We start from the raw sequence: 23,183 nt of genomic DNA, 5'->3' as shown, positions 1-23,183 counted from the left end.
GGACAATTACCTTAATTAGGATGAATTCGACAGAAATTTCCCGAACACAAATCGTCGATTCACCACAAGTTCCGACGCAAGTTGCACTTTATCGTTCGACTACCTCACGATTTTGGTCAGAAACTGCCTGCAAAAGCGTCGTGAACCCCACCCGCAACAATTCGACGTAGTGCTCGATATCCGGCATCGTCTCTTGCGAGACGATGACATTGAGCGTCAGAGAACCTCCACGCGCGGCAATGAGGAAGTGGCGCAGAATATCTCCGTCGACCGGCGCCTGCCCGCCGAGAACTGCCACCGCCGGCGCACCTTCGAAAACATTGCCGTCGACCGATACCGGGACATTGCTGATCGTCGTGTTCTGAATGACCTTGTGCGAAGGGTCCAGCTTGTTGAGCCGACGCGAGAGACCGGTGAGTCTGAGCAGAGCCGCAGGCGAGGTTTCGATGCGTGTGCCGTAACGACGGACGGCTGGGTGCGAACTCCGCCCCTTTGCCATCAGCGCCGAATCCCTGATCAGTGTCAGCCGCTCGACCGGATCTTCGACGTCCGTGTGCAGATCGACCGTCAACAGCGCCAGTTGGTTGGCCGATTCCCATTCGGCTATCTGCCGCATCGATCGGGGAACCATCGCCGCCAACCCACTGGCCGACTTCTCGCCCTTTTCCGACAGGTATGCGTCGAGAGCACCGGCGACCACGGTCAGGAAGATGTCGTTGACCGTCACGTCCGGAACGGCCGCTCGGATCGCTTTGATGTCTGCGCCGTCCAGCGTCAGGAAATCGATCGTGATGTCTCCGCCCAGCACGCCGTTGAATCGGGTCGGTAGGCGGTCGGCCGAGTACGTAGGCAGCTCTCCGGCCTCTTCCGCCTCCCGAACCGTCTCGGCCGCAACCTTTGTCACGGACAGACCCCGGCCGAAACGGATCGCCTGGCCGGGCAAACCGACGACCGTGCGCCCGATCAAATCCAGCGACGAAAGCCCCGAACCGGCACGCTTCGTCTCCGGCTTCGGCGGACCGGAGAACAGAAGGTTGGTCAGATCGCGGATCGCCAGACCGTCACCAGCCCCGTGGTGGGTCTTGAGCATGATCAGCGTCAGATTGCCCGGCAGCTCGTCGATCCCGTGCACGCCGGTCATGACGTGCAACTCCCAGGGCGGCCGGGACAGGTCCATCGGCTCCCCGAGCGAGCGCCCGAGCAATTCACGAACCGGGGCCCACCCGGCAACAGGGGCACGATGGACGTGCACGTGATCATCGACGTCGAAATCGGCCGGGACCCAATAGGGATAGTCCAGATCCAGCGGAACTCGCTGGAGTCGACTCGTGAACAGTGGCCAGTACCCGAATCTTTCGGTGATCCACCGAACCGCGTCGTCGTGCGTCATCTCTGCGAGCGGATGGCCCGTCGTGTCGAAGAAGTAGGCGCAGACCATGTGGCTCAGATGTCCGCCGGACTCGTTGTAGACGAACTCCGCGTCTCGCGGTCCCATCTGAGATACCGCGGCTGGCAACGAGTTCCGAAAGATCATGCATTCCCCTCAATTCCGACGCTGAACGAATGTCCGAATTGTAGCGAGCTGACATGCAGATCCTCTGGGTTCTGCTCGGAATCGTTGGGTGTCACCAAATCCAGCAATCGGAGAAGGTGCCTGCGATTCCGATCGATCAGGAGGCAACCTCTTGGTTAGGTGAATCCGCAGTCTGCATCGCGGCTGCCGCTGCCAAGTCATCGAAACTTGCTCGCAGTAGTTCGATGTAATGGTGGAGATCGGGCATGGTCGCGGTATCCGCGATGACGTTGAGGGTCAGTCCCCCACCTGCTGCGGCGACCATGAAATGCCGTAGCCCATCCCCGTCGATGGGCGCTTGCACTGCAAGCACAGCCGCGCCCGGGGCGCCGGCAAGCGTCAACCCTTCGACCGAGAGTGGAATGTTACTCACCATCGTGTGCTGGTAACGCGGTCGATCGAGGCTGTGATCGTTCTGCTTGCGCGCATACGCCATCAATCTCATCAAAGGCGCGGGCGTGGTCTCGACTGCGGCCCCGGCACGCCTGACCGCGGGATGGGACGTGCGCGCCTTCTCCGACCGTGCCGAACTCGAAATGAGCGCCAACCTCTCCAATGGGGACTCGACCTGGGTGTGCATATCCACCAGCAGAGCCACCAACTGATTCGCCGACTCCCACGCTTCGACCTTACGCACCGAGCGAGGAACCATCGCGATCAAGGAATCGCTTGGCCTTTCATCCTTTTCCGTGAGGTAGCGCGTCAGAGCGCCTCCGACAACGGCGAGTAGAACGTCGTTGACAGTGGCACCGGGCACCGAATCCTTGATCTCACGGACCTGCTCCCCGGACATTGTCATCGGTTCGAGTGAGGCAGCTCCACTCACCTTGCCGTTGAATCGAATTGCAGGCCTCTCGTTGAGGCTCTCCACCCATTCTCCTGCCTTCTTCGCAGCGTCAGCATCTCTCTGAGCGCGTCGGTTGCCTGGTACCTGCCTTGCGAAGCGATATATTCGGCCGGGAAACCCCAGTAGCGACTTGGTGAATATCCTCGCTCGCACAAACGGCACAGACGGTTCGGACCCAGCCTGCTGCACCTTGCCCGAAAAGATAGCCTCGCCCAACGTCCTGATGGCGATACCGTCAGCTGCACTGTGGTGAGACTTGAGCACCACCGCCGTCAGTCGGCCCGGCAATTCTTCAAGTCCCTCCAAACCTACGAAGAAGTGCAGTTCCCACGGCGGACGGCGCAGGTCCATCTTCGTGGTCAACAACGCGCTCAACGGCTTTTGCAGCGCTGCCCATCCTGTGTCGTTGATCTTGTTGACGTACACGTGCTTTCGGACGTCGAAGTCAGGGTCTGTCACCCAGTAGGGATGGTCCAGTCCCAACGGAGTCCGTTGGACTCGTTGAGTGAACATGCGATCACATCCGAGGCGTGCGGTAACCCAGTCCACTGCCTGTTCTGCCGTGAATTCCGCGCTTGGGTGCAACGATGTCTCGAAGAAGTACACAGCGATCAGATGGTTCAGGTGACCAGCGCCCTCGTGATAGATGAATTCGGCATCGCGTGGGTTCAGCTGCGCCATCCTTGCGCCTGACGTGTTGGACGCGCCCATTGAACTCCTTGTATCGCGGCTGGTTGCCCGCACATTCGCCTGAGTGCAAAGCTTGTGACTATGAGGCCAGTGATTGCAAAACCGATGGTCCCCGAAGCCAGAGGGCTACGGGGACCAAAGTTTCAAGCAAGTGCAGGTTGTGCAGGTTCGCCTGACTGCTCCGCTACGATGCTGTCCTCGACAACCGAACAATATGATGCAGTCGCTGGAGTGATCACGGCTTTTGTGGAGGATCCTTGATGATCTTGCTTCCAGTGGAAGTGAGACCAAGCATGTTCGATACCCACGTGATCATTCCGGTTAAATAAGTTTGCAGCATGACCGATTCCGTTCTTTCTATGGCGTGGGGGAAGACGACAGCGCGTTCAAATACTTCACAAACGTGCCCACGAGATCGACCGATCCGAAATCGACGATCTTGGACAGGTAGTCCAGGAAGAGATCGAACATCTTTTCTCCTTCTCCTTTTACAGGCCGGCTACGGAGCCGAGGACCGATTGGACGCTGCCCGCCGCAGCCTCACCGAGCGCACCGCCCATGTTGAGGCTTCCGGTGATCGACACGAAGATTCCGTCAACGACCTTGACCAAGTAGAACAGTGGATCCACGAGGGATCCGACGTCAACGCTTGCGAGCGCACCTATCAAACTAGCTGTGTCCACCGTATTTCACACTCCTTGAGATTGATTTCGTTCACTGGCTAAAGCAATTCACTTCTCAGTCGACGTTCGGGAACCAGCCGAAGTCAACCGAGGCGATAAACGGGGTAAACAAAGCCATCCCGAGAATGTTTTTGATCAACCCCCCGGCCTCGCCCTCGAGAACGTCCGCAATCGATCCCAGATCCATCATTCGCTCCTGTCATCAAAAACATTGGAAGAAGAACTTGCAGGTGCCGTCAACTGAGGTCGATTGCCGAAACCAACGATCCGGTGACCCCGTCGATTCCCGGCATGAGCGAACCGGACCAGACGTTACCCAGCAGGTCGGTGAACAATGCCGCCGTTGTCTGCAGGAACATGACGATCATATTGAATCCCACGCTTTCGATTGGCCGCGAATACTCACGGAACATTTACATTGGAATGCTTGATGCAGCCCACAAAGAACCGGTCCGAGCAGCAATTAAAGAATCCCAGTCGAACGATGAAGCCGAGATCCTCCGGGGCTGGTGCCCACTTTCCGCGGCTGTGACTGACATCAAGGTAGTGCAATAGGATCCGGTTTGGGTGCTTTTTGCCCAAGAATTTCAGATGGATCTGAAACCTGTTCCATATTCGCAGGTCTAGCGTCCAAGACGCCTGAAAATCGAGCAAAATGGAATAGCAACCGGAATTTACGTCGTCCGAAAGGCTTAGTACTTGAGGGTATTCAGGACAGAATTATCCACCAAAAGAACTAGACGTATCCGCACTTCACAGGTTAGCGGAGGCGAACAATCGGGACGGAAAATATCAAACATCCTTCAACATTCGGATAGATGAAGCTTCTCGTTCCCCACCTTCTCGATACACCTGTTACGCCATGAGGTTGTCCACACACACGCGGCCATCCACAAAGTGGCTTCTGAATCCGCGTCGTCAGGCTCTTGCCGCCACAGTGCATACGTGGAAGTTGTCACAAGAAACCAGTTGCTCGAGCAGGGCACTTCGCGCAGTTCGATCTCCCGATCCACGCGGTCAGGGCGACTCCATCGAATCCTGCCGTCGGTGTACTCCACCGAAGAACCTGGATACTTCGAGCGTTGCGTCGCGGTCACACTGTGGAAGCCTGAGGCCGTCCTCAGCCATACCAGCGCAGCCTGGCTGTGGGATCTCCTGCCGGAGGAACCACTCTTCGTCGAGGCCACCGTGGCTCCCAGCGTCCGAGCAGCCAGTCCGCAGTGGGTACGGCTTCACCGACGAACAGGAGTCTCGTCGGATGAGTGGATGGGTTTACCGATCGTGCCGATCGAGCAGTGCTTCATCGACGTCGCGACCACGTTGCCACGGCCCGCACTCGAGGCCTTCTTCGACGCGGCGGTATCGACCCGAGTGCCGTGGAAGTCGATAGCCCAACTGTGTGATGCGAGCCGCGGCAGGCACGGGATCCCCGCCGTACGCGAACAACTCCGCACCTGTTGCCCGCTCACTCGTTCGGAACCGGAGCGAGCAGTCGCCCGTGCACTGACTGCGCGCAACGTTCACCTGGAGATCAACGCTCGGGTCGGACCCTACTTCGGCGATCTGGTCGACACGCGAGCCCGGGTGATCGTGGAGATCGACGGGCGCGAATTCCATACCGACCCCGCAACTTTCAACAACGATCGACGGCGTCAGAACGCACTCGTTCTCGACGGATGGATGGTGTTGCGTTACTCCGCCGCCACCGCGATGGCCCATCTCGACGCTGTGGCGGACGAAATCATCACAGTGGTCCGAAGACGCCGACACAACCGGGCGTAAGCGCGGGCGTAAACGCACACAGCATCGAGCGCGCAACGGGAAACCGCGATCGCGTCGCAGTAGTGGACAAAAATGCCCGCAAATACCTCCGCACAAGCAAAAGCCCGGCCCACCAAACGGTGGGCCGGGCTCTAGGAGCTAGGTGGAGATGGACTCAGAAGTCCATGCCGCCCATGCCGCCGGTCGGATCGCCTGCAGGCGCTCCGGCCTTCTCGGGCTTGTCAGCGACAACGGCTTCGGTCGTCAGGAACAGAGCCGCGATGGACGCTGCGTTCTGCAGTGCCGAGCGGGTGACCTTGACCGGGTCGTTGATGCCTGCAGCGAGCAGGTCGCCGTACTCGTTGGTCGCAGCGTTGAGGCCGTGACCTGCGGGCAGGTTGGAGACCTTGTCCGCAACAACGCCGGGCTCGAGGCCTGCGTTGAATGCGATCTGCTTGAGCGGAGCGGACAGTGCAACGCGAACGATGTTCGCGCCGGTTGCCTCGTCACCTTCGAGCTTGAGGTCGTCCAGTGCGGGAGCTGCCTGGAGAAGTGCAACGCCACCACCGGCGACGATGCCCTCTTCGACGGCTGCCTTTGCGTTACGCACTGCATCTTCGATGCGGTGCTTGCGCTCCTTGAGCTCGACCTCGGTAGCAGCGCCGGCCTTGATGACTGCAACGCCGCCGGCCAGCTTGGCCAGACGTTCCTGCAGCTTCTCACGGTCGTAATCCGAGTCGCTGTTCTCGATCTCGGCGCGGATCTGGCTGACACGACCGGCGATTGCGTCGGCGTCGCCGGCACCCTCGACGATGGTGGTCTCGTCCTTGGTGATGACGACCTTGCGTGCCTGGCCGAGGAGCTCGAGGCCTGCGGTCTCCAAGGAGAGTCCGACCTCTTCGCTGATGACCTCGCCACCGGTGAGGATGGCGATGTCGGCGAGCTGAGCCTTACGACGGTCACCGAAGCCGGGAGCCTTGACGGCAACAGACTTGAAGGTGCCACGGATCTTGTTGACCACGAGGGTGGAGAGAGCTTCGCCCTCGACGTCCTCGGCGATGATCAGGAGCGGCTTGCCGGACTGGATGACCTTCTCCAGCAGGGGCAGCAGGTCCTTGACCGTGGAGATCTTGGAGCTGACGAGCAGGATGTACGCGTCTTCGAGGACGGCTTCCTGACGCTCTGCATCGGTGGCGAAGTACGCCGAGATGTAGCCCTTGTCGAAGCGCATGCCCTCGGTGAGCTCGAGCTGCAGGCCGAAGGTGTTGGACTCCTCGACCGTGATGACGCCTTCCTTGCCGACCTTGTCCATAGCCTCGGCGATGAGCTCACCGATGGACGGGTCGCCGGCGGAAATACCGGCGGTAGCAGCGATCTGCTCCTTGGTGTCGATCTCCTTGGCGGTCTCGAGCAGGCGAGCTGTGACAGCCTCGACAGCCTTCTCGATGCCGCGCTTGAGGCCGAGCGGGTTCGCGCCGGCTGCGACGTTGCGCAGGCCTTCACGGACCAGAGCCTGTGCGAGAACGGTAGCGGTGGTGGTGCCGTCGCCAGCGACGTCGTCAGTCTTCTTGGCGACCTCCTTGACGAGCTCGGCGCCGATCTTCTCGTACGGGTCGTCGAGTTCGATCTCCTTGGCGATGGAAACACCATCGTTGGTGATCGTGGGGGCGCCCCACTTCTTTTCGAGAACGACGTTGCGACCCTTGGGGCCCAACGTCACCTTGACAGCGTCGGCGAGGGCGTTGAGGCCTCGCTCGAGGCCACGACGTGCCTCTTCGTCGAACGCGATGATCTTTGCCATTGCGAAGTGATCCTCCGGATAGGGGGTGACACACAAGGTGACCGCTCGTCGGGTCACCTCATCGGCACAAGGCGACCGTTTGACCAGTCACCTCATTACACGGGCGACCGATTTGCCTGGTCACCCATCTACGCCTGTGGTCTAGTCAGTGCCCGCGACGGACGACCGGGGGTGTCTATGGTTCCCGGTCTCACTGCCTCGACCTGGCACTCACGGTTCGCGAGTGCCAACTGCATTTTTAGCACTCGAGCGTGCCGAGTGCAAGGTTGAGCCTCAGCCCGCGATGCAGAACTGTCCGTTACTCAAATTGACCGCAAACGAGAGCACTCCGACGCAGTCGACGCCGTTGGCATCGGCCGTAGCGCCCGCTCCGTAACCAGCGATGGCGAAGGTGACGTTGCCGTCAGCCGCCCCGGCCCGCGCGATACCGCCGCCGAGCGCAAATGCCTGCGCCTGACCGTTACCGCGAGAAGCCCCCAGCGCGGTTCCGAAGCCGTTTGCATATGAATTGGAGTAGCCGTTGTCGGCGGCGACGCTCACAGCGGTACCGCTCTCGGCAGCACCGGCCTGCGAACGGCCGGCTCCGACGGACTGCGCGCCGCAGCTCGCGGTCTCGGAGACCTGGATGTCATTGGCCGACGGCGGCGAGACACACGTGACGGGGGCTGCCGAAGCAGCTCCCGCACCGGTCAGCGCCAGCCCGGCGGCGAGCCCCATACCTACAGTCATCACAGCCCCTGTTCTCGCCAGGCGGCCCCCCAACCGACTACTGGAAATTCCGCTGACTCGAGAGGATGAGCGACGGAACCAGACTGACGAGATCAAGGGCATAGAAAACTCCTTCGTGGAACAAGTTCATTGGATTCGGGCGCGAGAGTACCCGCTCGAGTGAAGTCCGTCACCCCCGCCTGGTCAAGCCTCGAGGACGACCCCGAGAAGGGCCGGAAGATCCGCGACCGAATCGATGACATGATCAGGCTTCTGAACCGACAGATCGAGCACTGTTTGCCGAAACTTGCCTGTGCGCACCAGAACTCCGGTCAAGCCGACTCGTTGTGAGGAGAGGACGTCCCCGATCAGGTCGTCGCCGACCATCACCGTCGCCTCAGGTTCGACATGCATCAGCTCCGTGGCTGTCAGGAACCCCGTGAGAGACGGTTTACCCACTGCGGCGATATTTACACCTGCCACTTCCTCGAAGCCCGGCAAGTACGTTCCGGTGTCGATCCGAAGGCCGTCTACGGTCTCCCACATCATCCCGCGGTGCATCGCGACGACGGGCACACCGGCGAGCAGAAGTTCGAGCACTCGGCTCAGCGCCTCGTGAGTGAACTCCGGGCCGGCACCGCCGAGAATCACGACCTCAGGATCGGCGTCGTCGAATTCGATTCCCTCGAGATCGGCAGACACGTCACCGTGATTGAGGACCCACGCCCGCGCGTCCGGATACGTCGCCCGCACGTACTCCCCTGTGAGCCTGGCGGCAGTAACTATCTGGCTCGCCTCGACCTCGATACCGGCGTCGCACAACCCCTGCGCGATGAGCGACGAACTGCGCGAAGTGGTGTTGGTCAGAAACCCACAGGCCAATCCCCGCCGCCGAACTTCGCGTACGGCTTCCCCTGCTCCCTCGATCGGCTGCCAGGACGTGAGCAGGACTCCGTCGATATCGAACAGAACACCTTCGATGTCGGCCATTGCACCAGCCTATATTCGCCATCGAGGTCCTGCCGAGGCGTCGGAACCCGAAATCCGTCGATCGCTCAGTAGGCTCCCACCCATGGACCTGCGCGACGACGACCTATTCTCCGTTGCCGGTTCTCTGGCCGAATTGCTCGGCGCTCCCGTCACGATCGAGGACGAGAACTCGACTGTCCTCGCGTACTCCGGCGGCGAGCAGGCCGTGGACGAAGCCCGCATCGGCACGATCCTCGGCCGGCAGGTACCCAGCCGATTCCGCCAATTACTCTCCGATGCAGGAGTATTCGATCGTCTCCACCGAGAGAGCGACCCAATCTACGTTGATCTCGAAGACCCTGCGATCACGCCGCGCCTGGTCATCGCAGTTCGCGAGAACGATCACCCCGTCGGCTCGATCTGGGTCGCACTCGCCGGAACACCGACGCCCACACAGGAATCGATACTTCGATCCGCGGTATCTGTCGTGGCCGAGAGAATCGCCTCGGAGCGTGACCGGGTCGACAGCACACGCCGTCGCCAATCCCAGCGCGTCCAAGCTCTGATCGGCGGTGGCGAACCCGCATTCCGCGCCGCAGACGACTTGCGGTTGGCAGGCCCGCTCACCGTCGTCGCCGTCGGAACCGTTGCGGGACCACTGCCGGCGGGGTTGGTCGCGTCCTTGAGCTTGTACCTCGACACTCTGGCCGTCGACGCCGTTGCCGCTCAACTGTCCGAGACCATCTACCTTGTCATCGCGACCGACGAGACCAACGCTCGCCGATTGTCCGCCGACTTCCTCACCCGCGCCCGTGGCCGCGAATTCCTGGCAGTGGCCGTCGGTCGGACAGTGAAGTCTACAAGCGAATCACATCTTTCGCGCTCGGACACCGACCATGTTCTCGGAGCGCTTCGTCATGGCCGGTCCGGCGGAACCGTCGCGGGAATGAGGGACACGTTGGCCTCCGTTCTCGCCCTGCACGTCGCCGACATCATCGACGGACTCGGCGACTCCACACCACTCGGAAGCCTCGAACGTCACGACTCTCAGCACGGCAGCGATCTGGTCGCGACGGCAAAGGCCTTTCTCGAGCACGGCGGTGACGTGGCGAATTCTTCTGCCGCACTGCATGTTCACCCCAACACGCTCCGCAACCGCCTGCGTCGAGGCAAGGAGATGTGCGGCGTCGACCTGACCGACGCCGACACCCGCTTGATTCTGATGCTGCAGTTCAAACTCGCTCGCTGAGCAGGCGCGGCGGTGCGTTGTGCGAATCCACAACGAGGTAGCTCCGACGATGGCCGAACGGCCAGTCCTTTTGCCGCCCCCGCGATTCATGCTTGAGAGAAGAGCCGGATGTGACCGGCGTCTCGGTTCGAGCAGAGTCTGTAGAAGGAGTGCGTCATGGGAACTCGTCAGAGCCCCGATCGTGTGGTCGTGGTCGGTGCGGGCGTTGTCGGATTGTCGACGGCCTGGTTCTTGCAGGAACGTGGAGTCGAGGTCACCGTCGTCGATCGCGACGGGGTCGCAGCCGACGCGAGCTGGGGCAACGCCGGTTGGCTTGCCCCCGCATTGACGCTTCCGCTGCCCGAACCCGCAGTGCTCCAATACGGCTTGCGCGCGATGCTCAGCCCGTCGTCCCCGGTGTACGTGCCACTGACCACCGATCTGAAGCTGATTCGGTTCCTGGTCGGGTTCGCGCGCCACTGCACGCAGTCGAAGTGGCAGGAAGCGATGTCGGTCTACACCGAGGTCAACCGAACAGCCTTGGGCGCGTACGACGAACTCGCCGACGGTGGCGTCAAAGAGCTGACGCGCCTTGCCGATCCTTTCCTCGCCGCGTTTGCGTCCGAGAAGGACCGACAGACCTTGGTGGACGAGTTCCATCACGTCGAAGCTGCCGGCGGCGAGGTCGACTTCGACCTCCTCGACTACGACGCGATTCATTCGCTCGAGCCTTCACTCGGCCAGGGTGTGAAAGCCGGTTTGCGTCTGCGTAATCAGCGTTTCATCGATCCCCCGTTGTTCGTGAACTCGTTGGCGGACGCGGTTCGTGAACGCGGTGGAGAAATCGTCAGCGGTTTCGAGGTCACGCAGATCGACGATCGGGTCGGCGGAGTCAGTGTTCGCAGTGCACAGGGTGATTCACGCGACGGTGACTCCGTAGTCATCTCGAGTGGTGCCCGCTTGAACAAGCTCGCCGCACCGTTCGGTGTGCGCAAACTGGTGCAGGCCGGACGCGGATACAGCTTCAGTGTCAAGCCTGAGCACCTCCCCAAGAACCCTGTGTATTTCCCCACCCAGCGCGTTGCGTGCACGCCGTTGCACGATCGCTTCCGCGTGGCCGGAATGATGGAATTCCGCAGCCCCGACGCGCCGCTGGATCCGCGCCGGGTGCAGGCGATCATCGATGCAGCCAAGCCGATGCTCAGCGGCATCGACTGGACTGCACGGGAAGAGGAGTGGGTGGGCTCACGGCCGTGCACTACCGACGGTTTGCCGTTGATCGGCGCCACGCGCTCGCCGCGCGTGCACGTCGCCGGTGGTCACGGAATGTGGGGAATCGCCCTGGGTCCGTTGACCGGAAAGATGGTGGCCGACTCGATGACCGGCGCTCAGACGCCGACCGTCATGCGCCGCTTCGATCCGCTGCGCTGACAGCCGGTTTCACCCACTTGTAGTACGCGCCCGTCAGCAGAACCAGCCATCCGGCACCGACGAGCAAGGCAACTCGGGTATCGACGATGACGCCGAGCAACACGATGACAAAAGCCAGGAACACGATCGCGAAGATCTGACCGTACGGCCACAGCGGCACTGGAAACTTCAGTGCCGCTGTTTCGTCTGCACTCATCTGAGCGCGGGAACGGAACTGCGAGAGCAGGATCATGATCCAGACGAAAATGGTGGCGAAGGTCGCCAGCGAGGCGATGACGAGGAACACCTGGTCCGGGATCAGGTAGTTGAGCAGTACTCCCACCAACAGGGCAACGGTCATGATGACAACGGTCATCCACGGAACACCGTTGGCGGAGACTCTCTTCATCACCTGCGGGGCCTGGCCGGCATGCGACATTCCGAACATCATGCGACCCGCACCGAAAACGTCGCTGTTGATGGCCGACAGGGCTGCGGTGATGACGACGATGTTGAGGATCGAAGCGGCCGTTCCCAATCCGAGATTCTCGAAGATCTGGACGAACGGGCTGTTGTCGGAGTTGATGGTCTGCCACGGAATGATCGCCATGATGACAGCCAGGGTGCAGATGTAGAAGAGAATGATGCGCACCGGGACCGTGTTGACGGCTTTCCTGATGGTCTGCGCCGGATCCTCGGCTTCGCCCGCGGTGATACCGATGATCTCGGTGCCGCCGAACGCGAACATCACGATCGCAAAGCACGCGACGAATCCGCCGAAGCCCGTCGCGAAGAACCCGCCGTCCGACCAGAGGTGGCTGATTCCGGCATCGGTGTCGTGAACGCCGAATCCGAACACGATGATCGCGATGCCCCCGGCGATCATCGCGATGATGGCGGTGATCTTCACGAGCGTGAACCAGAATTCCAGTTCGCCGAAGACCTTGACGCTCAACAGGTTTATCGCGCCGATGAAGAAGACGACAGCCAGAACCCAGATCCATCTCGGTACGTCCGGGAACCAGAACTGCATGTAAAGGCCGAAGGCGGTGACGTCGGCGAGGCACACGATCACCATCTCGAACGTGTACGTCCACCCGGTCATGAAACCGGCGAGTGGTCCGAGGTGCTTGTTCGCGTACTCGCTGAACGAACCGGAAACCGGGTTACGGACCGCCATCTCGCCGAGCGCTCGCAACACCAGGTAGACCGCGATACCGCCGATCAGGTAGGCCAGGAGCACCGACGGGCCGGCTCGTTTGATGGCCTCGGCGCTGCCGTAGAACAGTCCGGTTCCGATGGCTGATCCGAGGGCGATGAAGCGGATATGGCGCGCTGTCAGCCCTCGCTTGAGGCCATCCTGCGTCGCTGCGTCGCTGTTCACTTCTCGGTACTCCAGTCGGATGGATCGTCATACGTGCGCGAACCATTGTCCGCTACCACCGCGCGTGTTCCCGCACGACCCTGTTGGACGGCCGTACAGTGACCTGACACACATGGTCCATTGACGGATCGCTTACGATCGACAAAAGTGTTTGTAACTTTACGTAGCATCAACTCGACTGGAGAGACTGTGTCCAACACCCTCGAAGCAAGCATCGACATCGACGCATCACCGCAGGACGTGTGGGCAATCGTCGCCGACCTGCAGCGCATGGGCGAATGGAGCCCCCAGTGCAAGGTGATGAAGGTAATCGGCGGGACCGTCCGTGAGGGTGCCAAGACGATCAACGTCAACCGCAAGGGCCTGCTGGTCTGGCCGACGTCGTCGAAGGTCGTTCGCTTCGAGCCCAACAAGTCGGTGGCGTTCCGCATCGCGGAGAACCGCACGATCTGGTCCTACGAACTCGAGCCGACCGCTACCGGCACCAAAGTGACCGAGCGTCGCGAGGCTCCCACCGGAACGTCGAAGGTCTCGCAGTTCCTCGTCAAGACCGTCCTGGGCGGAAACGCCGACTTCGAGGTCGAGCTCGTTGAAGGCATGAATGCCACCTTGAAGCGTGTGAAGAGCGAGGCCGAGGCGGCTGCACGCACCTCTGCTTGACCCTCGACCTGGTCGAGGCATCAGGATCCGTTCCATGGATCCCGTGATGACACAGATAGCGCAGGCACAAGAATTGGCGAGCTCCGGCGATCGAGCCGGGGCTCGCTCTGCGTTCGAGAAGGTGTGGGAAGAGATCAGCGCCGCCCCCGATGCGCTCCACATCGTCTCCCTCGCGCACTACATGGCCGACGTTCAAGACGATCCGGCTCAAGAGCTCTGCTGGGACCTGCGCGCCCTCGACGCTGCAGATTCGTTGACCGACGCGCGAGCCCAGGAACACCACGCATCGCTGCAGGTCGCCGGTTTCTATCCATCGCTGCACCTCAACCTGGCTGCCGACTACCGCAAACTCGGACGCGACGGCGAGGCCGTCGAGCATCTGACGAAGGCCGAGGCGTCGGTCGGCACACTCGCCGACGACGGTTACGGCCGGATGATCAGGGGCGCTATCGAGCGACTGCGGGCAGAATTGATCCGTGACCACTAGTTCCGCCCTCTTGACGATCGGCGAGATGTCCAGGGCGTCGGCGCTCCCGATCAGCGCGCTGCGGTTCTACGACAAGGAAGGCGTGCTCGTCCCGCATTCCGTCGATCCGCACACCGGTTACCGCTGGTACACCGACGACCAACTCCGCGACGCACGCGTGATCGCCGGTATGCGGCGCGTCGGTGTTCCGATCCGCGACATGATGGCCGTCCTGACCGGACCGGAACCCCATTCGTGCCTCGACGCCCATCTGCGCAACCTCGAGGACGGTCTCGCCGACGCCCGGGCCGAACTGGGACGAATCCACCGCCTGATCGACGCGCTACCTATCTCCGGCGGCGTGGACATCGACTCGTGGGATCTACGACGCGCACTCGACGCCGTGCTGTTCGCCGTGAACGAGGAATCGGAGTTCCCGATACTTCGCGGCGTCCACCTCGACATTCACGACGGCGTCGCTGCGTTTGTCACCACTGATCAGTTCCGGCTCGCGGTCGCCGAGGTGACAGTTCACTCCGCTCTGACGGTGTCCGCTGTCGTTCCCGTCACCTTCGCGCGATTGTTGCGCGACGTCGCCGGCGTCGTGACGCTGACTTTCTCCGCGCGCACGGTGACTGCGTCGTATCCGGGAGGTGAGGTGTCCAGCCCCCTGATCGAGGACGGAGAGTTCCCCGATCACCGAATCCTGCGCGAGCACCACAACGCCGTCGAACTGAGCGGCGACCACCTTGCCGCCCTGCTCAACGGCACCGAGGACAGTGCCGTCGTCAGCGTCGGCGAAGACGGTGGTGCCCGGGTGGATCCGGGCGGAACGGATCCCCGTGAGAAGTTCCGAGTACTGGTCGACCGGCAGCGACTGCGCGACGCCGCCGCAGCCCAACCGGGGCGGCAACTGGTGATCCGAGTAAGCGGTGCGACGCTCCCGCTGGCGATACGCACCGGCGACTGTGTCGGGTACTACTCGTACTTGATGCCACTACAGCCTGTAGGAGAGAAGGCGTTCACGTAATCTATGGATGCTCTACCACCCCGTACTGTCAGTGCGACCAGCAGAAGACCTACCGAGTAGTTAGAGGAGCCTGTGGCACGCCGACCCACACCCCCCGGAACCCCGCAACCCACCGGGATCGGACATATCGTCGATCTGGTTCGCCATGCGATTCCGCCACTTCATCCCGCCGGCCTGCCGTTCGTGCTGGCCCCGCTGGGAGTTGCAGCTCTGGGCCGCAACCGTAAGTGGGTGCGCCGAGCCGGTCTGACCACCGCCGCCGCATGCGCCACGTTCTTCCGTCACCCGCACCGGGTGCCGCCCAACCGCATCGGCGTCGTCGTCGCACCCGCCGACGGCGAGGTGGCGTTGGTCGACAACGCCGTTCCGCCCGCCGAGCTCAATCTCGGAAGCGAGCCGCGCCCGCGCGTCAGCATCTTCCTGTCGGTTCTCGACGTGCATGTCCAGCGCAGCCCTGTCGGTGGAACGGTCAAAGAGGTCGTTCACCAGGCAGGCAAGTTCCTCTCCGCAGATCTCGCCGACGCCAGCGAGGTCAACGAGCGCAACAGCATGCTGATCGAAACCGCCGATGGTCACGACGTTGCGGTTGTCCAGATCGCGGGACTGCTTGCACGCCGCATCGTCTGCTACGCCGGTGTCGGTGACGTCCTGCCGATCGGCGACACGTACGGACTGATCCGTTTCGGCTCACGCGTCGACACCTATTTCCCCGCCGGAACCACACTCCTGGTCGAGCCGGGACAACGCACGATCGGTGCTGAAACAGTTATCGCGCAACTGCCGTGAAGACGCCGAAGATGAAGTCAGCCGTGAAGAAGCCGGGAGCAGCCCAACCCGGCGCGAAGATGCCCAAACGCACCCAGGCGGTGCGGTTGCTGCCGTCCGTCATCACCATCCTGGCGCTGTGCGCCGGGCTGTCCGCCGTCAAATTCGCTCTCGACGGACAACCCGGTACCTCGCTCGCGATGATCGGCGCAGCTGCCGTCCTCGATTCACTCGACGGCCGCATCGCGCGACTGCTCGACGCCACCAGCAAGATCGGCGCCGAACTCGACTCACTGGCCGACTCCATCTCCTTCGGCGTCGCCCCGGCCCTGGTCCTGTACGTGACCTTGCTGGACGGCACCAGCATCGGCTGGATCATCGCGTTGATCTACGCGGTCAGCATCGTGTTGCGACTCGCACGTTTCAACACCCTGCTCGACGACGACGACGTCCCCGCGTATGCACGTGAGTACTTCGTCGGCGTTCCGGCTCCGGCCGGCGCACTCATCGCCCTCACTCCCCTGGCCGCGACGGCTCAGTGGGGTGACGGCTGGTGGTCTTCGCACTTCGTCGTCATCGTGTGGACGCTCTTCTCGGCTGCACTGATCGTCAGCCGCATCCCGACGCTGGCGATGAAGTCGGTATCCGTGCCGCCGCACATGGCGGCCGGCCTGCTCGTCCTGGTGACGTTGGCTGCAGCCGCACTCATCACCTACCCGTACATCCTGCTGATCGTTCTCATCGCGATCTACCTGGTGCACATCCCGTTTGCCGTGCACTCGAAGCGGTGGGTGGCAGCACGTCCCGAAACCTGGGACATCAAGCCTTCCGAACGCCGCGCGATCCGACGCCAACCCAACGTCGGTGGCCGCCGCTCGGCCGCTCGTCTCGGATTGCGGCGACCCCGCTAGTCCACGACGTACTCTCGAGAGGTGACTTCGCCGGAACTCGCCCTCACCGTTCGACTCAACACCTCTGCCGCCGACCTACGCCGCGGGGTAGTGCGCTTGCACCCCGAAGCGTTGGCGGCGTTGGGCATCCGCGAATGGGATGCCATCGCACTCATGGGAGCCCGCGGCACCGCGACCGTCGCGGGCCGTGCGCCCACCGGAACCCCGGCAGGCACGATCCTTCTCGACGACGTCACCATGTCGAACGTCGGCCTGACCGAGAACTCATCCGTCGTGGTCGGTCCGGTGACGGTGTACGGAGCGCGATCCGTCTCCGTCACCGGCTCGTCCATGGCGACAAATTCGATCAGCTCGACGGTTCTGCGACAAGCCCTTCTGGGCAAGGTCGTCAGCGTCGGCGACACGGTCTCGCTCCTCCCCCGCGATCTTGGTCCGGGTACGAGCACTTCCGAAGCCACCCAAGCGCTTTCCCGTACCTTCGGCGTCGCGTGGACATCCGAACTGCTCACCGTCACGGCCGTCGAACCTGCCGGTGGTCCGGTCAGCGTCCAGCCGAATTCGGCGGTCAACTGGAGTTCCGGCTCGGCGGGCACACTGACACCGAGTGCGCTTGTTTCCAGTCCGGCCGCCGTCGCGATCGAGCCTGCACCGTCGGTTCCGCTGGATCACCTCGTCGGCGCGCAAGCGCAGGCAGCCAAGCTGACCGAGTGGCTCGGCCTGGCACTCGACGAACCAGAACTGCTCCGTACGCTCGGCGCCTCCCCGCACCTCGGCGTCCTCATCACGGGCCCCGCCGGCGTGGGCAAAGCCACGTTGGCCCGCTCGGTCCTGTCCTCGCGCAAACTGGTCGAACTCGACGGCCCGGGAGTCGGTGCCACCGAGGCGAATACCCGCCTGCAGCGAATCGTCGACGCCGTTGCTGCCGTGCGCGGCGGTGGTGTACTGCTGATCAGTGACATCGACGCTCTGCTTCCGGCCACCGCGGAACCGGTGTCCGCACTGATCCTCGAACAACTGCGCAGCGCCGTCGCAACCCCGGGCGTGGCATTCGTCGCGACCTCCGCCCATCCGGAGACCGTCGACGCGCGCCTTCGCGGCCAGGATCTCTGCGATCGAGAACTCGCACTTACCCTGCCGGACGGCGCAACTCGAAAGGCATTGCTCGAACTCCTGCTCCACCGAGTGCCCACCGGAACCCTCGAACTCGACGCCATCGCCTCGCGCGCACCCGGATTCGTGGTCGCCGACCTCGCGGCGCTCTGCCGTGAAGCTGCTTTGCGAGCGGCGACGCGGGCCTCCAAATCCGGTGATTCTCCGGAGATCACGCAGGAAGATCTTGTCGGGGCCCTCGAAGTGATTCGGCCACTGTCCCGTTCGAGTACCGAAGAACTGTCGATCGGCAGCGTCACCCTCGACGACGTCGGCGACATGGTCGAAACCAAACAGGCGCTCACCGAAGCGGTGCTGTGGCCGCTACAGCACCCCGACTCCTTCGCACGCCTCGGTGTCGACCCACCTCGCGGCGTGCTCCTCTACGGCCCTCCCGGCTGCGGTAAGACGTATCTCGTTCGTGCCCTTGCCAGCTCAGGTCACCTCAGCGTCCACGCCGTCAAAGGCGCGGAGCTGATGGACAAGTGGGTCGGCGCCTCCGAAAAGGCCGTAAGAGAGTTGTTCCAGCGCGCACGCGATTCGGCGCCCTCGTTGATCTTCCTCGACGAAATCGACGCCCTTGCCCCGCGTCGTGGTCAAAGTTCCGACTCCGGGGTGTCGGATCGCGTCGTAGCCGCGTTGCTGACCGAACTCGACGGCGTCGAACCGCTACGCGACGTCGTGGTGTTGGGCGCCACCAATCGACCGGATCTGATCGACCCGGCTCTCCTGCGCCCCGGCAGACTCGAACGTCTCGTATTCGTACCGCCGCCGGATGCGGAGGCTCGCAAAGCAATTCTGCGCGCTTCCGGAAAATCGGTACCGCTCGCCGAAGATGTCGATTTGGACATTCTGGCCGTCGATCTCGAGGGATACTCGGCAGCAGACTGCTCGGCTCTCCTGCGTGAGGCTGCACTCGCCGCCATGCGTCGGAGCATGGACGCGGCCGACGTGACGGCCGCGGACGTGGCAACCGCCCGTGAGAAGGTACGTCCCTCACTCGATCCCGAGCAGGTGGCACACCTACAGGCGTACGCGGACAACCGATAAGGACTGACCATGGCTGCTGATCTGGTTCTGTACGGCGACATCGTGACCATGCACGAGGAAGCACCACGCGCCCAGGCGCTCGCCGTGACGGGCGGCCGGATCACAGCCGTCGGCGCGCGCACGGACGTCGAGGAACTGGTGGGGCCGGATACCCGCGTCGTCGACGTCGGAGGTGCCACTGTTCTGCCGGGGTTCATCGAGCCACACGGTCACCCTTTGGAAGAAGCCATCGTGCTCGGGCCTGACGTCGTCGACATTCGGCCTGTCACGATCGCCGAGGCGGACGCCGTAGTTGCTGCCGTCGTCGACACTGTTCGTTCGCGAGGTGCTGCCGGCGCTTCTTTGAACGGTTGGGACCCGTTGCTGCAGAAGGGCCTACCCGACCCGACCATCGACTGGCTGGACTCCGTAGCGCCGGAGTACCCCCTCGTGATCATGCACAACTCGGGACACGTCGCGTATTTCAACACGGCGGCAGCAGTGCAGGCCGGCATCACCCGCGATACCCCCGATCCGATCGGCGGATCGTACGGCCACGACGCGACGGGCGCACTCGACGGATCCGCGTACGAAATGCCCGCGGTGTTCGCAGTCGCGGGCCACGCAGTCACCATCGGTGACGACTTCCCCGCACTGGTGGCGGCCGAATGCGCCCGGCTGAACGCCGCGGGAATCACCACCATCGCCGAATTGTCGTTCGACCCCAAGATGCGGCCCGCCCTGGCAGCGATAGCCGACGCCGGACTCCTCACCACCCGCCTGCGGCTCTACGAGATGTCCAACGACGCGCGCACTACCGAGGCGTCACCGGGCGACGGAAACGACCTGGTGCGCCAGATCGGCATCAAGGTCTGGTCCGACGGTTCACCGTGGGTCGGTAACATCGCCACCAGCTTCCCGTATCTCGATACCGAAGCCACCCGCGCGCTCGGGATCGCCTGCACGCACGGGCACGCCAACTACACCGGCGAACAGATCCACGACATCAGTTCCGCCTACTTCGCCAAAGGGTGGCAGATGGCGTGCCACGCCCATGGTGACGACGCGATCACCATGGTTCTCGATGCGTGGGAGCAACTTCTGAAGGAGCACCCCCGGCCCGATCACCGGTTGCGTCTCGAACACGTCGGCGCGATGCGTCCGGATCAGTTCGTCCGCGCGGCGGAACTGGGCGTCACGGTCAGCATCTTCATCGACCACCTGCACTACTGGGGTGACGTTCTGGTGGATGACCTGTTCGGCCCCGAATACGGATCCGTCTGGGCCGCAGCAGGATCTGCACTCGCGGCCGGGCAACGGTTCACCTTCCACAACGACGGTCCCGTCACCCCCGCCAATCCGCTACGGAATATGCAGGACGCCGTCACCAGACTTTCGCCCAGCGGCCGCGTCGTGGCACCCCAGGAACGGATCCCCGTGGATGCCGCAGTGCGCGCCCACACGGTCAACGCCGCGTGGCAGCTGTTCAGCGAAGATCACATCGGGTCCATCTTTCCCGGTGCCTACGCGGATTTGGTTGTGCTGTCGGCAAATCCCCTCGACGTCGAGCCGGCCGAGCTGGCCGACATCACGGTGCTCGCCACCGTCCTGGAGGGCCGGACGGTGTACGGGGACCTGAGCGCGATCGGCTGATCGGTCGCCGAACGCCGTGGACAAAGGCCGATAACCTTCTCTGCTCGAGTTCCAAGGATTGTTGCGAAACCGGAGACGGCGCAGGTGGTCTCAGGGTTCAGTGCGGATGTCGTCAACGACCTGAGCGATCGCATGTTTCGCCCAGGCCGTGATCTGCTCGTTCGTGTCGCGGTAGTACGGCAAGGCAACCAATGCAATCGACAGAGCCCATGCGCGGCCACGCGTCCAAGTGCCCTCGTCCACGTCAACATGAAGCCGGAATGTATGCCGAGTGCTCGGCGTCAGCAGAGTCCATGCAATGAGGCAGTCGATTGCCGGGTCTCCGAGAGCGAGTCCACCCCAATCGATCACGGCCGAAAGGCTGCGGTCGCTCACCAGGATGTTTCCCGGGTGCAGATCCGAGTGCATCCACACCGCTGGGCCTGCGTAGTCGATGACGTGGCGCGCCTTTTCCCACGCCGCCTCCGTCAGCGCTCCGTTCAGCAGGTCGCCACACGCTGCAATACTCGCTCGAGTCGCTGAATCTCGTCGCTCAATCGGATCGGCCCGGTAGGAATGCAGCGATCCCTGTGGGCGCAATCCGAGTGTGTCGATCCGACGTAGACTGTTCACGAAGTCTGCGAGTTGGATGGCCAGGTGGTCATCGACCATGCCGGGCACAGGGTTTCGCCCTGGCACCCACGGGTGCACCGACCATTGCCACGGGTATCCGAAGGCCGCCTCACCCACACCTACCGGAACGGGCACGGGGACCGGCAGGTGTGGAGCCAGATGCGGCACCAACTGTTGCTCCTTTGTGATTCCCTCTGCCGCACCTGGGGTGCGGGGCATACGGATTACGAGTGAATCGCCTACTCGGATCATGACGTTGTCGGTGCCGATCGACTCGACCAAGCGCAACGGCAGATTGGCCCACTGTGGCATCTGACTCGAGAGCAATCGCCGCACCAACGCAACATCGATGTCTGGTTCCTCCATGTGCAACTTCCGAATCTGCATGACATGAGCAGCATCACCGACCGCGACACATCCAGACCTCCTTCGCCGTGACTGCCGCAGATCGAATGAACATCCGAAAAGTCCCAAAAATCGGAATTGTCGAAAATTATTGCATAGGAACAATTTTCGAGATACAAGTCTTATGTTCGAAACTTTGTTCGATTAGACTTTTAGCATGGACAGTCGGGAAGCATGGCAACTGGATAGCGAGGACCTCAAGGGTGAGGTTCTGGATCTGGTGCGCGCCCGACACGAGTTGCAGTCGCGGATGGTGTTGCTGATCGTGGAGATGTTTTCCCGGGAGGTTCTCGGCGGGAAGGGTTTTCGGGCGATCGCTCAGTGGTTGCATGGTTCGACGAATCTGGAGATCGGTGAGTGCAGTCTGCTGGTCGGGTTGGCGCGGTTGCTGATGCTCGAACCCGTGGTGGGCGATGCGTTTCACCGCGGTGACGTGGATGCGTTGAAAGCCCGTCAGGTGGCATCGTTTTGTCAGCATCCGCCGAAGAACATGACGCCGGCGGATGTGGACAAGGCTCGCGGGATTCTGTTGGGTTTGGCGTCGAAGAACATTGCGGATTGTGATGCGGTGCGGGCGGCGATTCGGCGGATCGAGAAGCAGTACGGCAAACGCGAGGACGGCGTCCCGGTCGGCGAGGATTCCGAACGTAACGAGTTCTACGCCTCGAAAGGCTTGTACGGGCGGGTCACTGTGAAGGGTGATCTGGATGCGATCAACGGGGCCCGGTTGATCACGTTGCTGTCGAGTTTGTCGGCGCCGACGCCGGAGAAAGACGGCGTCAAGGACACCCGCACGCCGGCGCTGCGGCGGGCGGACGGGTTCTGCGAACTACTGCGGCGGTACGAGCGGGCGGGGTTGGGTCCGATCGAGGGCGGGGTGAAACCGCACATCACGGTGACTGCGTCGGCGAAAGACATGACCGACCTCAAGGCGTTGAAAGACCTCCTGCCGTCCACGGAGGAACTCGGGTTTGCGTGGGCGGATTGGGTGGGCCCGATCAGTATCGATACCGCGCGGATGTTGGCGTGCGACTGCACCGTGACGCGGATCTTGTTGGATGCGAATGGTGTTCCGCTCGACTGCGGTAAGGAAGCGAGAACGGCGACGGTTCCGCAGCGCCGGGCTCTTGCGGTTCGGGATGGTGGGTGTGCGTTTCCGGGGTGCGGGACACCGTCGGGGTGGTGCGATGCCCATCATATTGTTCACTGGAACGATGGTGGCCCAACGGATCTCGACAACCTGATCTTGTTGTGCGGTCATCACCACCGGACGATGCACCACACCGAATGGCGGGTGGAGATCGGGCCGGATCGGAAAACAGTGTTCTATCCACCGATGTCGATCGATCCGTATCAGCAGCCGATCGGCGGGAACAGCCCACCGACAGCAGCCTGAAGTGAAACAACTCGAGACGCGAGCACCGGGGCACGATCATGCCCCGGTGCTCA

The 23,183-nt window shown here is 62.5% G+C and carries 21 protein-coding genes; 11 read left to right on the top strand and 10 right to left on the bottom strand.

The window, feature by feature from the left end; translation table 11 throughout:
- Positions 1-88: 88 nt before the first annotated feature.
- The 5 genes from G9U53_RS22860 to G9U53_RS34020 form a co-directional block, all read right to left on the bottom strand.
- Positions 89-1,534 carry a wax ester/triacylglycerol synthase domain-containing protein gene (locus G9U53_RS22860; RefSeq protein WP_054781531.1) on the bottom strand — a complete coding sequence of 482 codons (1,446 nt, stop codon included), beginning with the start codon at positions 1,532-1,534 and terminating at the stop codon, positions 89-91.
- A 136-nt stretch (positions 1,535-1,670) separates the two neighbouring features.
- Positions 1,671-3,131, bottom strand: coding sequence for a wax ester/triacylglycerol synthase domain-containing protein (locus G9U53_RS22855; protein ID WP_058038503.1), 1,461 nt, complete (start codon positions 3,129-3,131; stop codon positions 1,671-1,673).
- Positions 3,132-3,598: 467 nt separating this feature from the next.
- Positions 3,599-3,793, bottom strand: coding sequence for a hypothetical protein (locus G9U53_RS22850; protein WP_031331808.1), 195 nt, complete (start codon positions 3,791-3,793; stop codon positions 3,599-3,601).
- A 55-nt stretch (positions 3,794-3,848) separates the two neighbouring features.
- Complete coding sequence (locus G9U53_RS34025; RefSeq protein ID WP_257232983.1) at positions 3,849-3,983, bottom strand: hypothetical protein; 135 nt, start codon at positions 3,981-3,983, stop codon at positions 3,849-3,851.
- A gap of 46 nt (positions 3,984-4,029) precedes the next feature.
- On the bottom strand, positions 4,030-4,152 hold the full coding sequence (locus G9U53_RS34020) for a hypothetical protein (protein ID WP_257217655.1): 123 nt from the start codon (positions 4,150-4,152) through the stop codon (positions 4,030-4,032).
- A 586-nt stretch (positions 4,153-4,738) separates the two neighbouring features.
- Here G9U53_RS34020 and G9U53_RS22840 point away from each other — a divergent pair.
- A complete protein-coding gene (locus G9U53_RS22840) occupies positions 4,739-5,575 on the top strand; it encodes a DUF559 domain-containing protein (protein WP_054781533.1) in 837 nt (278 codons plus the stop codon).
- A gap of 154 nt (positions 5,576-5,729) precedes the next feature.
- Here G9U53_RS22840 and groL read toward each other — a convergent pair whose 3' ends face one another.
- From groL to G9U53_RS22825, 3 genes are all read right to left on the bottom strand, one after another.
- Positions 5,730-7,355: a chaperonin GroEL gene (gene groL, locus G9U53_RS22835; protein ID WP_003941476.1), complete on the bottom strand. Its 1,626-nt coding sequence runs from the start codon at positions 7,353-7,355 to the stop codon at positions 5,730-5,732.
- Positions 7,356-7,628: 273 nt separating this feature from the next.
- Positions 7,629-8,186, bottom strand: coding sequence for a DUF6764 family protein (locus tag G9U53_RS22830; protein WP_019744475.1), 558 nt, complete (start codon positions 8,184-8,186; stop codon positions 7,629-7,631).
- 81 nt (positions 8,187-8,267) lie between these two features.
- Positions 8,268-9,053 (bottom strand): HAD-IIA family hydrolase, encoded by a 786-nt coding sequence (locus G9U53_RS22825; RefSeq protein ID WP_020906711.1) that lies wholly within the window; start codon positions 9,051-9,053, stop codon positions 8,268-8,270.
- Between the two features lie 82 nt (positions 9,054-9,135).
- On the opposite strand from G9U53_RS22825, the gene G9U53_RS22820 reads away from it, so the two are divergent.
- Together G9U53_RS22820 and G9U53_RS22815 are read left to right on the top strand one after the other, a co-directional pair.
- The gene (locus G9U53_RS22820; RefSeq protein WP_165639226.1) at positions 9,136-10,281 is read left to right on the top strand and encodes a PucR family transcriptional regulator; all 1,146 of its coding nucleotides are present in this window, start codon (positions 9,136-9,138) and stop codon (positions 10,279-10,281) included.
- A gap of 156 nt (positions 10,282-10,437) precedes the next feature.
- Complete coding sequence (locus tag G9U53_RS22815) at positions 10,438-11,691, top strand: FAD-dependent oxidoreductase (protein ID WP_165639225.1); 1,254 nt, start codon at positions 10,438-10,440, stop codon at positions 11,689-11,691.
- On the opposite strand, the gene G9U53_RS22810 is transcribed toward G9U53_RS22815, so the two are convergent.
- Positions 11,663-13,054, bottom strand: a complete 1,392-nt coding sequence (locus tag G9U53_RS22810; RefSeq protein WP_165639224.1) for an amino acid permease — start codon at positions 13,052-13,054, stop codon at positions 11,663-11,665. The two genes, G9U53_RS22815 and G9U53_RS22810, sit on opposite strands and share 29 nt — an antisense overlap.
- A 189-nt stretch (positions 13,055-13,243) precedes the next feature.
- Here G9U53_RS22810 and G9U53_RS22805 point away from each other — a divergent pair, with 189 nt between their 5' ends.
- The 7 genes from G9U53_RS22805 to G9U53_RS22775 all read left to right on the top strand — a co-directional run bounded on the left by G9U53_RS22805 (position 13,244) and on the right by G9U53_RS22775 (position 20,717).
- On the top strand, positions 13,244-13,714 hold the full coding sequence (locus G9U53_RS22805) for an SRPBCC family protein (protein WP_003941500.1): 471 nt from the start codon (positions 13,244-13,246) through the stop codon (positions 13,712-13,714).
- A 34-nt stretch (positions 13,715-13,748) separates the two neighbouring features.
- Positions 13,749-14,201, top strand: coding sequence for a hypothetical protein (locus tag G9U53_RS22800; RefSeq protein WP_165639223.1), 453 nt, complete (start codon positions 13,749-13,751; stop codon positions 14,199-14,201).
- Complete coding sequence (locus tag G9U53_RS22795; RefSeq protein ID WP_042450437.1) at positions 14,191-15,210, top strand: MerR family transcriptional regulator; 1,020 nt, start codon at positions 14,191-14,193, stop codon at positions 15,208-15,210. The genes G9U53_RS22800 and G9U53_RS22795 overlap by 11 nt, the downstream gene beginning before the upstream one ends.
- A 72-nt stretch (positions 15,211-15,282) precedes the next feature.
- Positions 15,283-15,996, top strand: coding sequence for a phosphatidylserine decarboxylase (locus tag G9U53_RS22790; RefSeq protein ID WP_003941540.1), 714 nt, complete (start codon positions 15,283-15,285; stop codon positions 15,994-15,996).
- 59 nt (positions 15,997-16,055) lie between these two features.
- Complete coding sequence (locus tag G9U53_RS22785; protein ID WP_029254795.1) at positions 16,056-16,886, top strand: phosphatidylcholine/phosphatidylserine synthase; 831 nt, start codon at positions 16,056-16,058, stop codon at positions 16,884-16,886.
- A gap of 21 nt (positions 16,887-16,907) precedes the next feature.
- Positions 16,908-19,085: an AAA family ATPase gene (locus G9U53_RS22780; protein WP_165639222.1), complete on the top strand. Its 2,178-nt coding sequence runs from the start codon at positions 16,908-16,910 to the stop codon at positions 19,083-19,085.
- A gap of 9 nt (positions 19,086-19,094) precedes the next feature.
- Entirely contained in the window at positions 19,095-20,717 is a 1,623-nt protein-coding gene (locus G9U53_RS22775; protein ID WP_165639221.1) for an amidohydrolase, read from the top strand.
- 90 nt (positions 20,718-20,807) lie between these two features.
- Here G9U53_RS22775 and G9U53_RS22770 read toward each other — a convergent pair whose 3' ends face one another.
- A complete protein-coding gene (locus tag G9U53_RS22770) occupies positions 20,808-21,695 on the bottom strand; it encodes an aminoglycoside phosphotransferase family protein (protein WP_207624492.1) in 888 nt (295 codons plus the stop codon).
- Positions 21,696-21,891: 196 nt separating this feature from the next.
- Between G9U53_RS22770 and G9U53_RS22765 the strand changes: the two genes are divergently transcribed.
- Positions 21,892-23,130, top strand: coding sequence for an HNH endonuclease signature motif containing protein (locus tag G9U53_RS22765; RefSeq protein ID WP_165639219.1), 1,239 nt, complete (start codon positions 21,892-21,894; stop codon positions 23,128-23,130).
- Positions 23,131-23,183 lie beyond the last annotated feature (53 nt).

This window comes from Rhodococcus sp. D-46 (assembly GCF_011290655.1).
In the GTDB taxonomy this organism is placed as follows: Bacteria; Actinomycetota; Actinomycetes; order Mycobacteriales; family Mycobacteriaceae; genus Rhodococcus_F; species Rhodococcus_F qingshengii.
The sequence above is the reverse complement of the archived record's forward strand: the minus strand, read 5'-3'. Positions and strand labels throughout refer to the sequence as shown.

Bases quoted from the DNA above. Each gene is read 5' to 3' on its own strand.
- G9U53_RS22860 (WP_054781531.1), bottom strand. From the start codon at position 1,534: ATGATCTTTCGGAACTCGTTGCCAGCCGCGGTATCTCAGATGGGACCG.
- G9U53_RS22855 (WP_058038503.1), bottom strand. From the start codon at position 3,131: ATGGGCGCGTCCAACACGTCAGGCGCAAGGATGGCGCAGCTGAACCCA.
- G9U53_RS34025 (WP_257232983.1), bottom strand. From the start codon at position 3,983: ATGATGGATCTGGGATCGATTGCGGACGTTCTCGAGGGCGAGGCCGGG.
- G9U53_RS34020 (WP_257217655.1), bottom strand. From the start codon at position 4,152: ATGTTCCTGCAGACAACGGCGGCATTGTTCACCGACCTGCTGGGTAAC.
- groL (WP_003941476.1), bottom strand. From the start codon at position 7,355: ATGGCAAAGATCATCGCGTTCGACGAAGAGGCACGTCGTGGCCTCGAG.
- G9U53_RS22830 (WP_019744475.1), bottom strand. From the start codon at position 8,186: ATGCCCTTGATCTCGTCAGTCTGGTTCCGTCGCTCATCCTCTCGAGTC.
- G9U53_RS22825 (WP_020906711.1), bottom strand. From the start codon at position 9,053: ATGGCCGACATCGAAGGTGTTCTGTTCGATATCGACGGAGTCCTGCTC.
- G9U53_RS22820 (WP_165639226.1), top strand. From the start codon at position 9,136: ATGGACCTGCGCGACGACGACCTATTCTCCGTTGCCGGTTCTCTGGCC.
- G9U53_RS22815 (WP_165639225.1), top strand. From the start codon at position 10,438: ATGGGAACTCGTCAGAGCCCCGATCGTGTGGTCGTGGTCGGTGCGGGC.
- G9U53_RS22800 (WP_165639223.1), top strand. From the start codon at position 13,749: ATGGATCCCGTGATGACACAGATAGCGCAGGCACAAGAATTGGCGAGC.
- G9U53_RS22785 (WP_029254795.1), top strand. From the start codon at position 16,056: ATGCCCAAACGCACCCAGGCGGTGCGGTTGCTGCCGTCCGTCATCACC.
- G9U53_RS22775 (WP_165639221.1), top strand. From the start codon at position 19,095: ATGGCTGCTGATCTGGTTCTGTACGGCGACATCGTGACCATGCACGAG.
- G9U53_RS22770 (WP_207624492.1), bottom strand. From the start codon at position 21,695: ATGGAGGAACCAGACATCGATGTTGCGTTGGTGCGGCGATTGCTCTCG.
- G9U53_RS22765 (WP_165639219.1), top strand. From the start codon at position 21,892: ATGGACAGTCGGGAAGCATGGCAACTGGATAGCGAGGACCTCAAGGGT.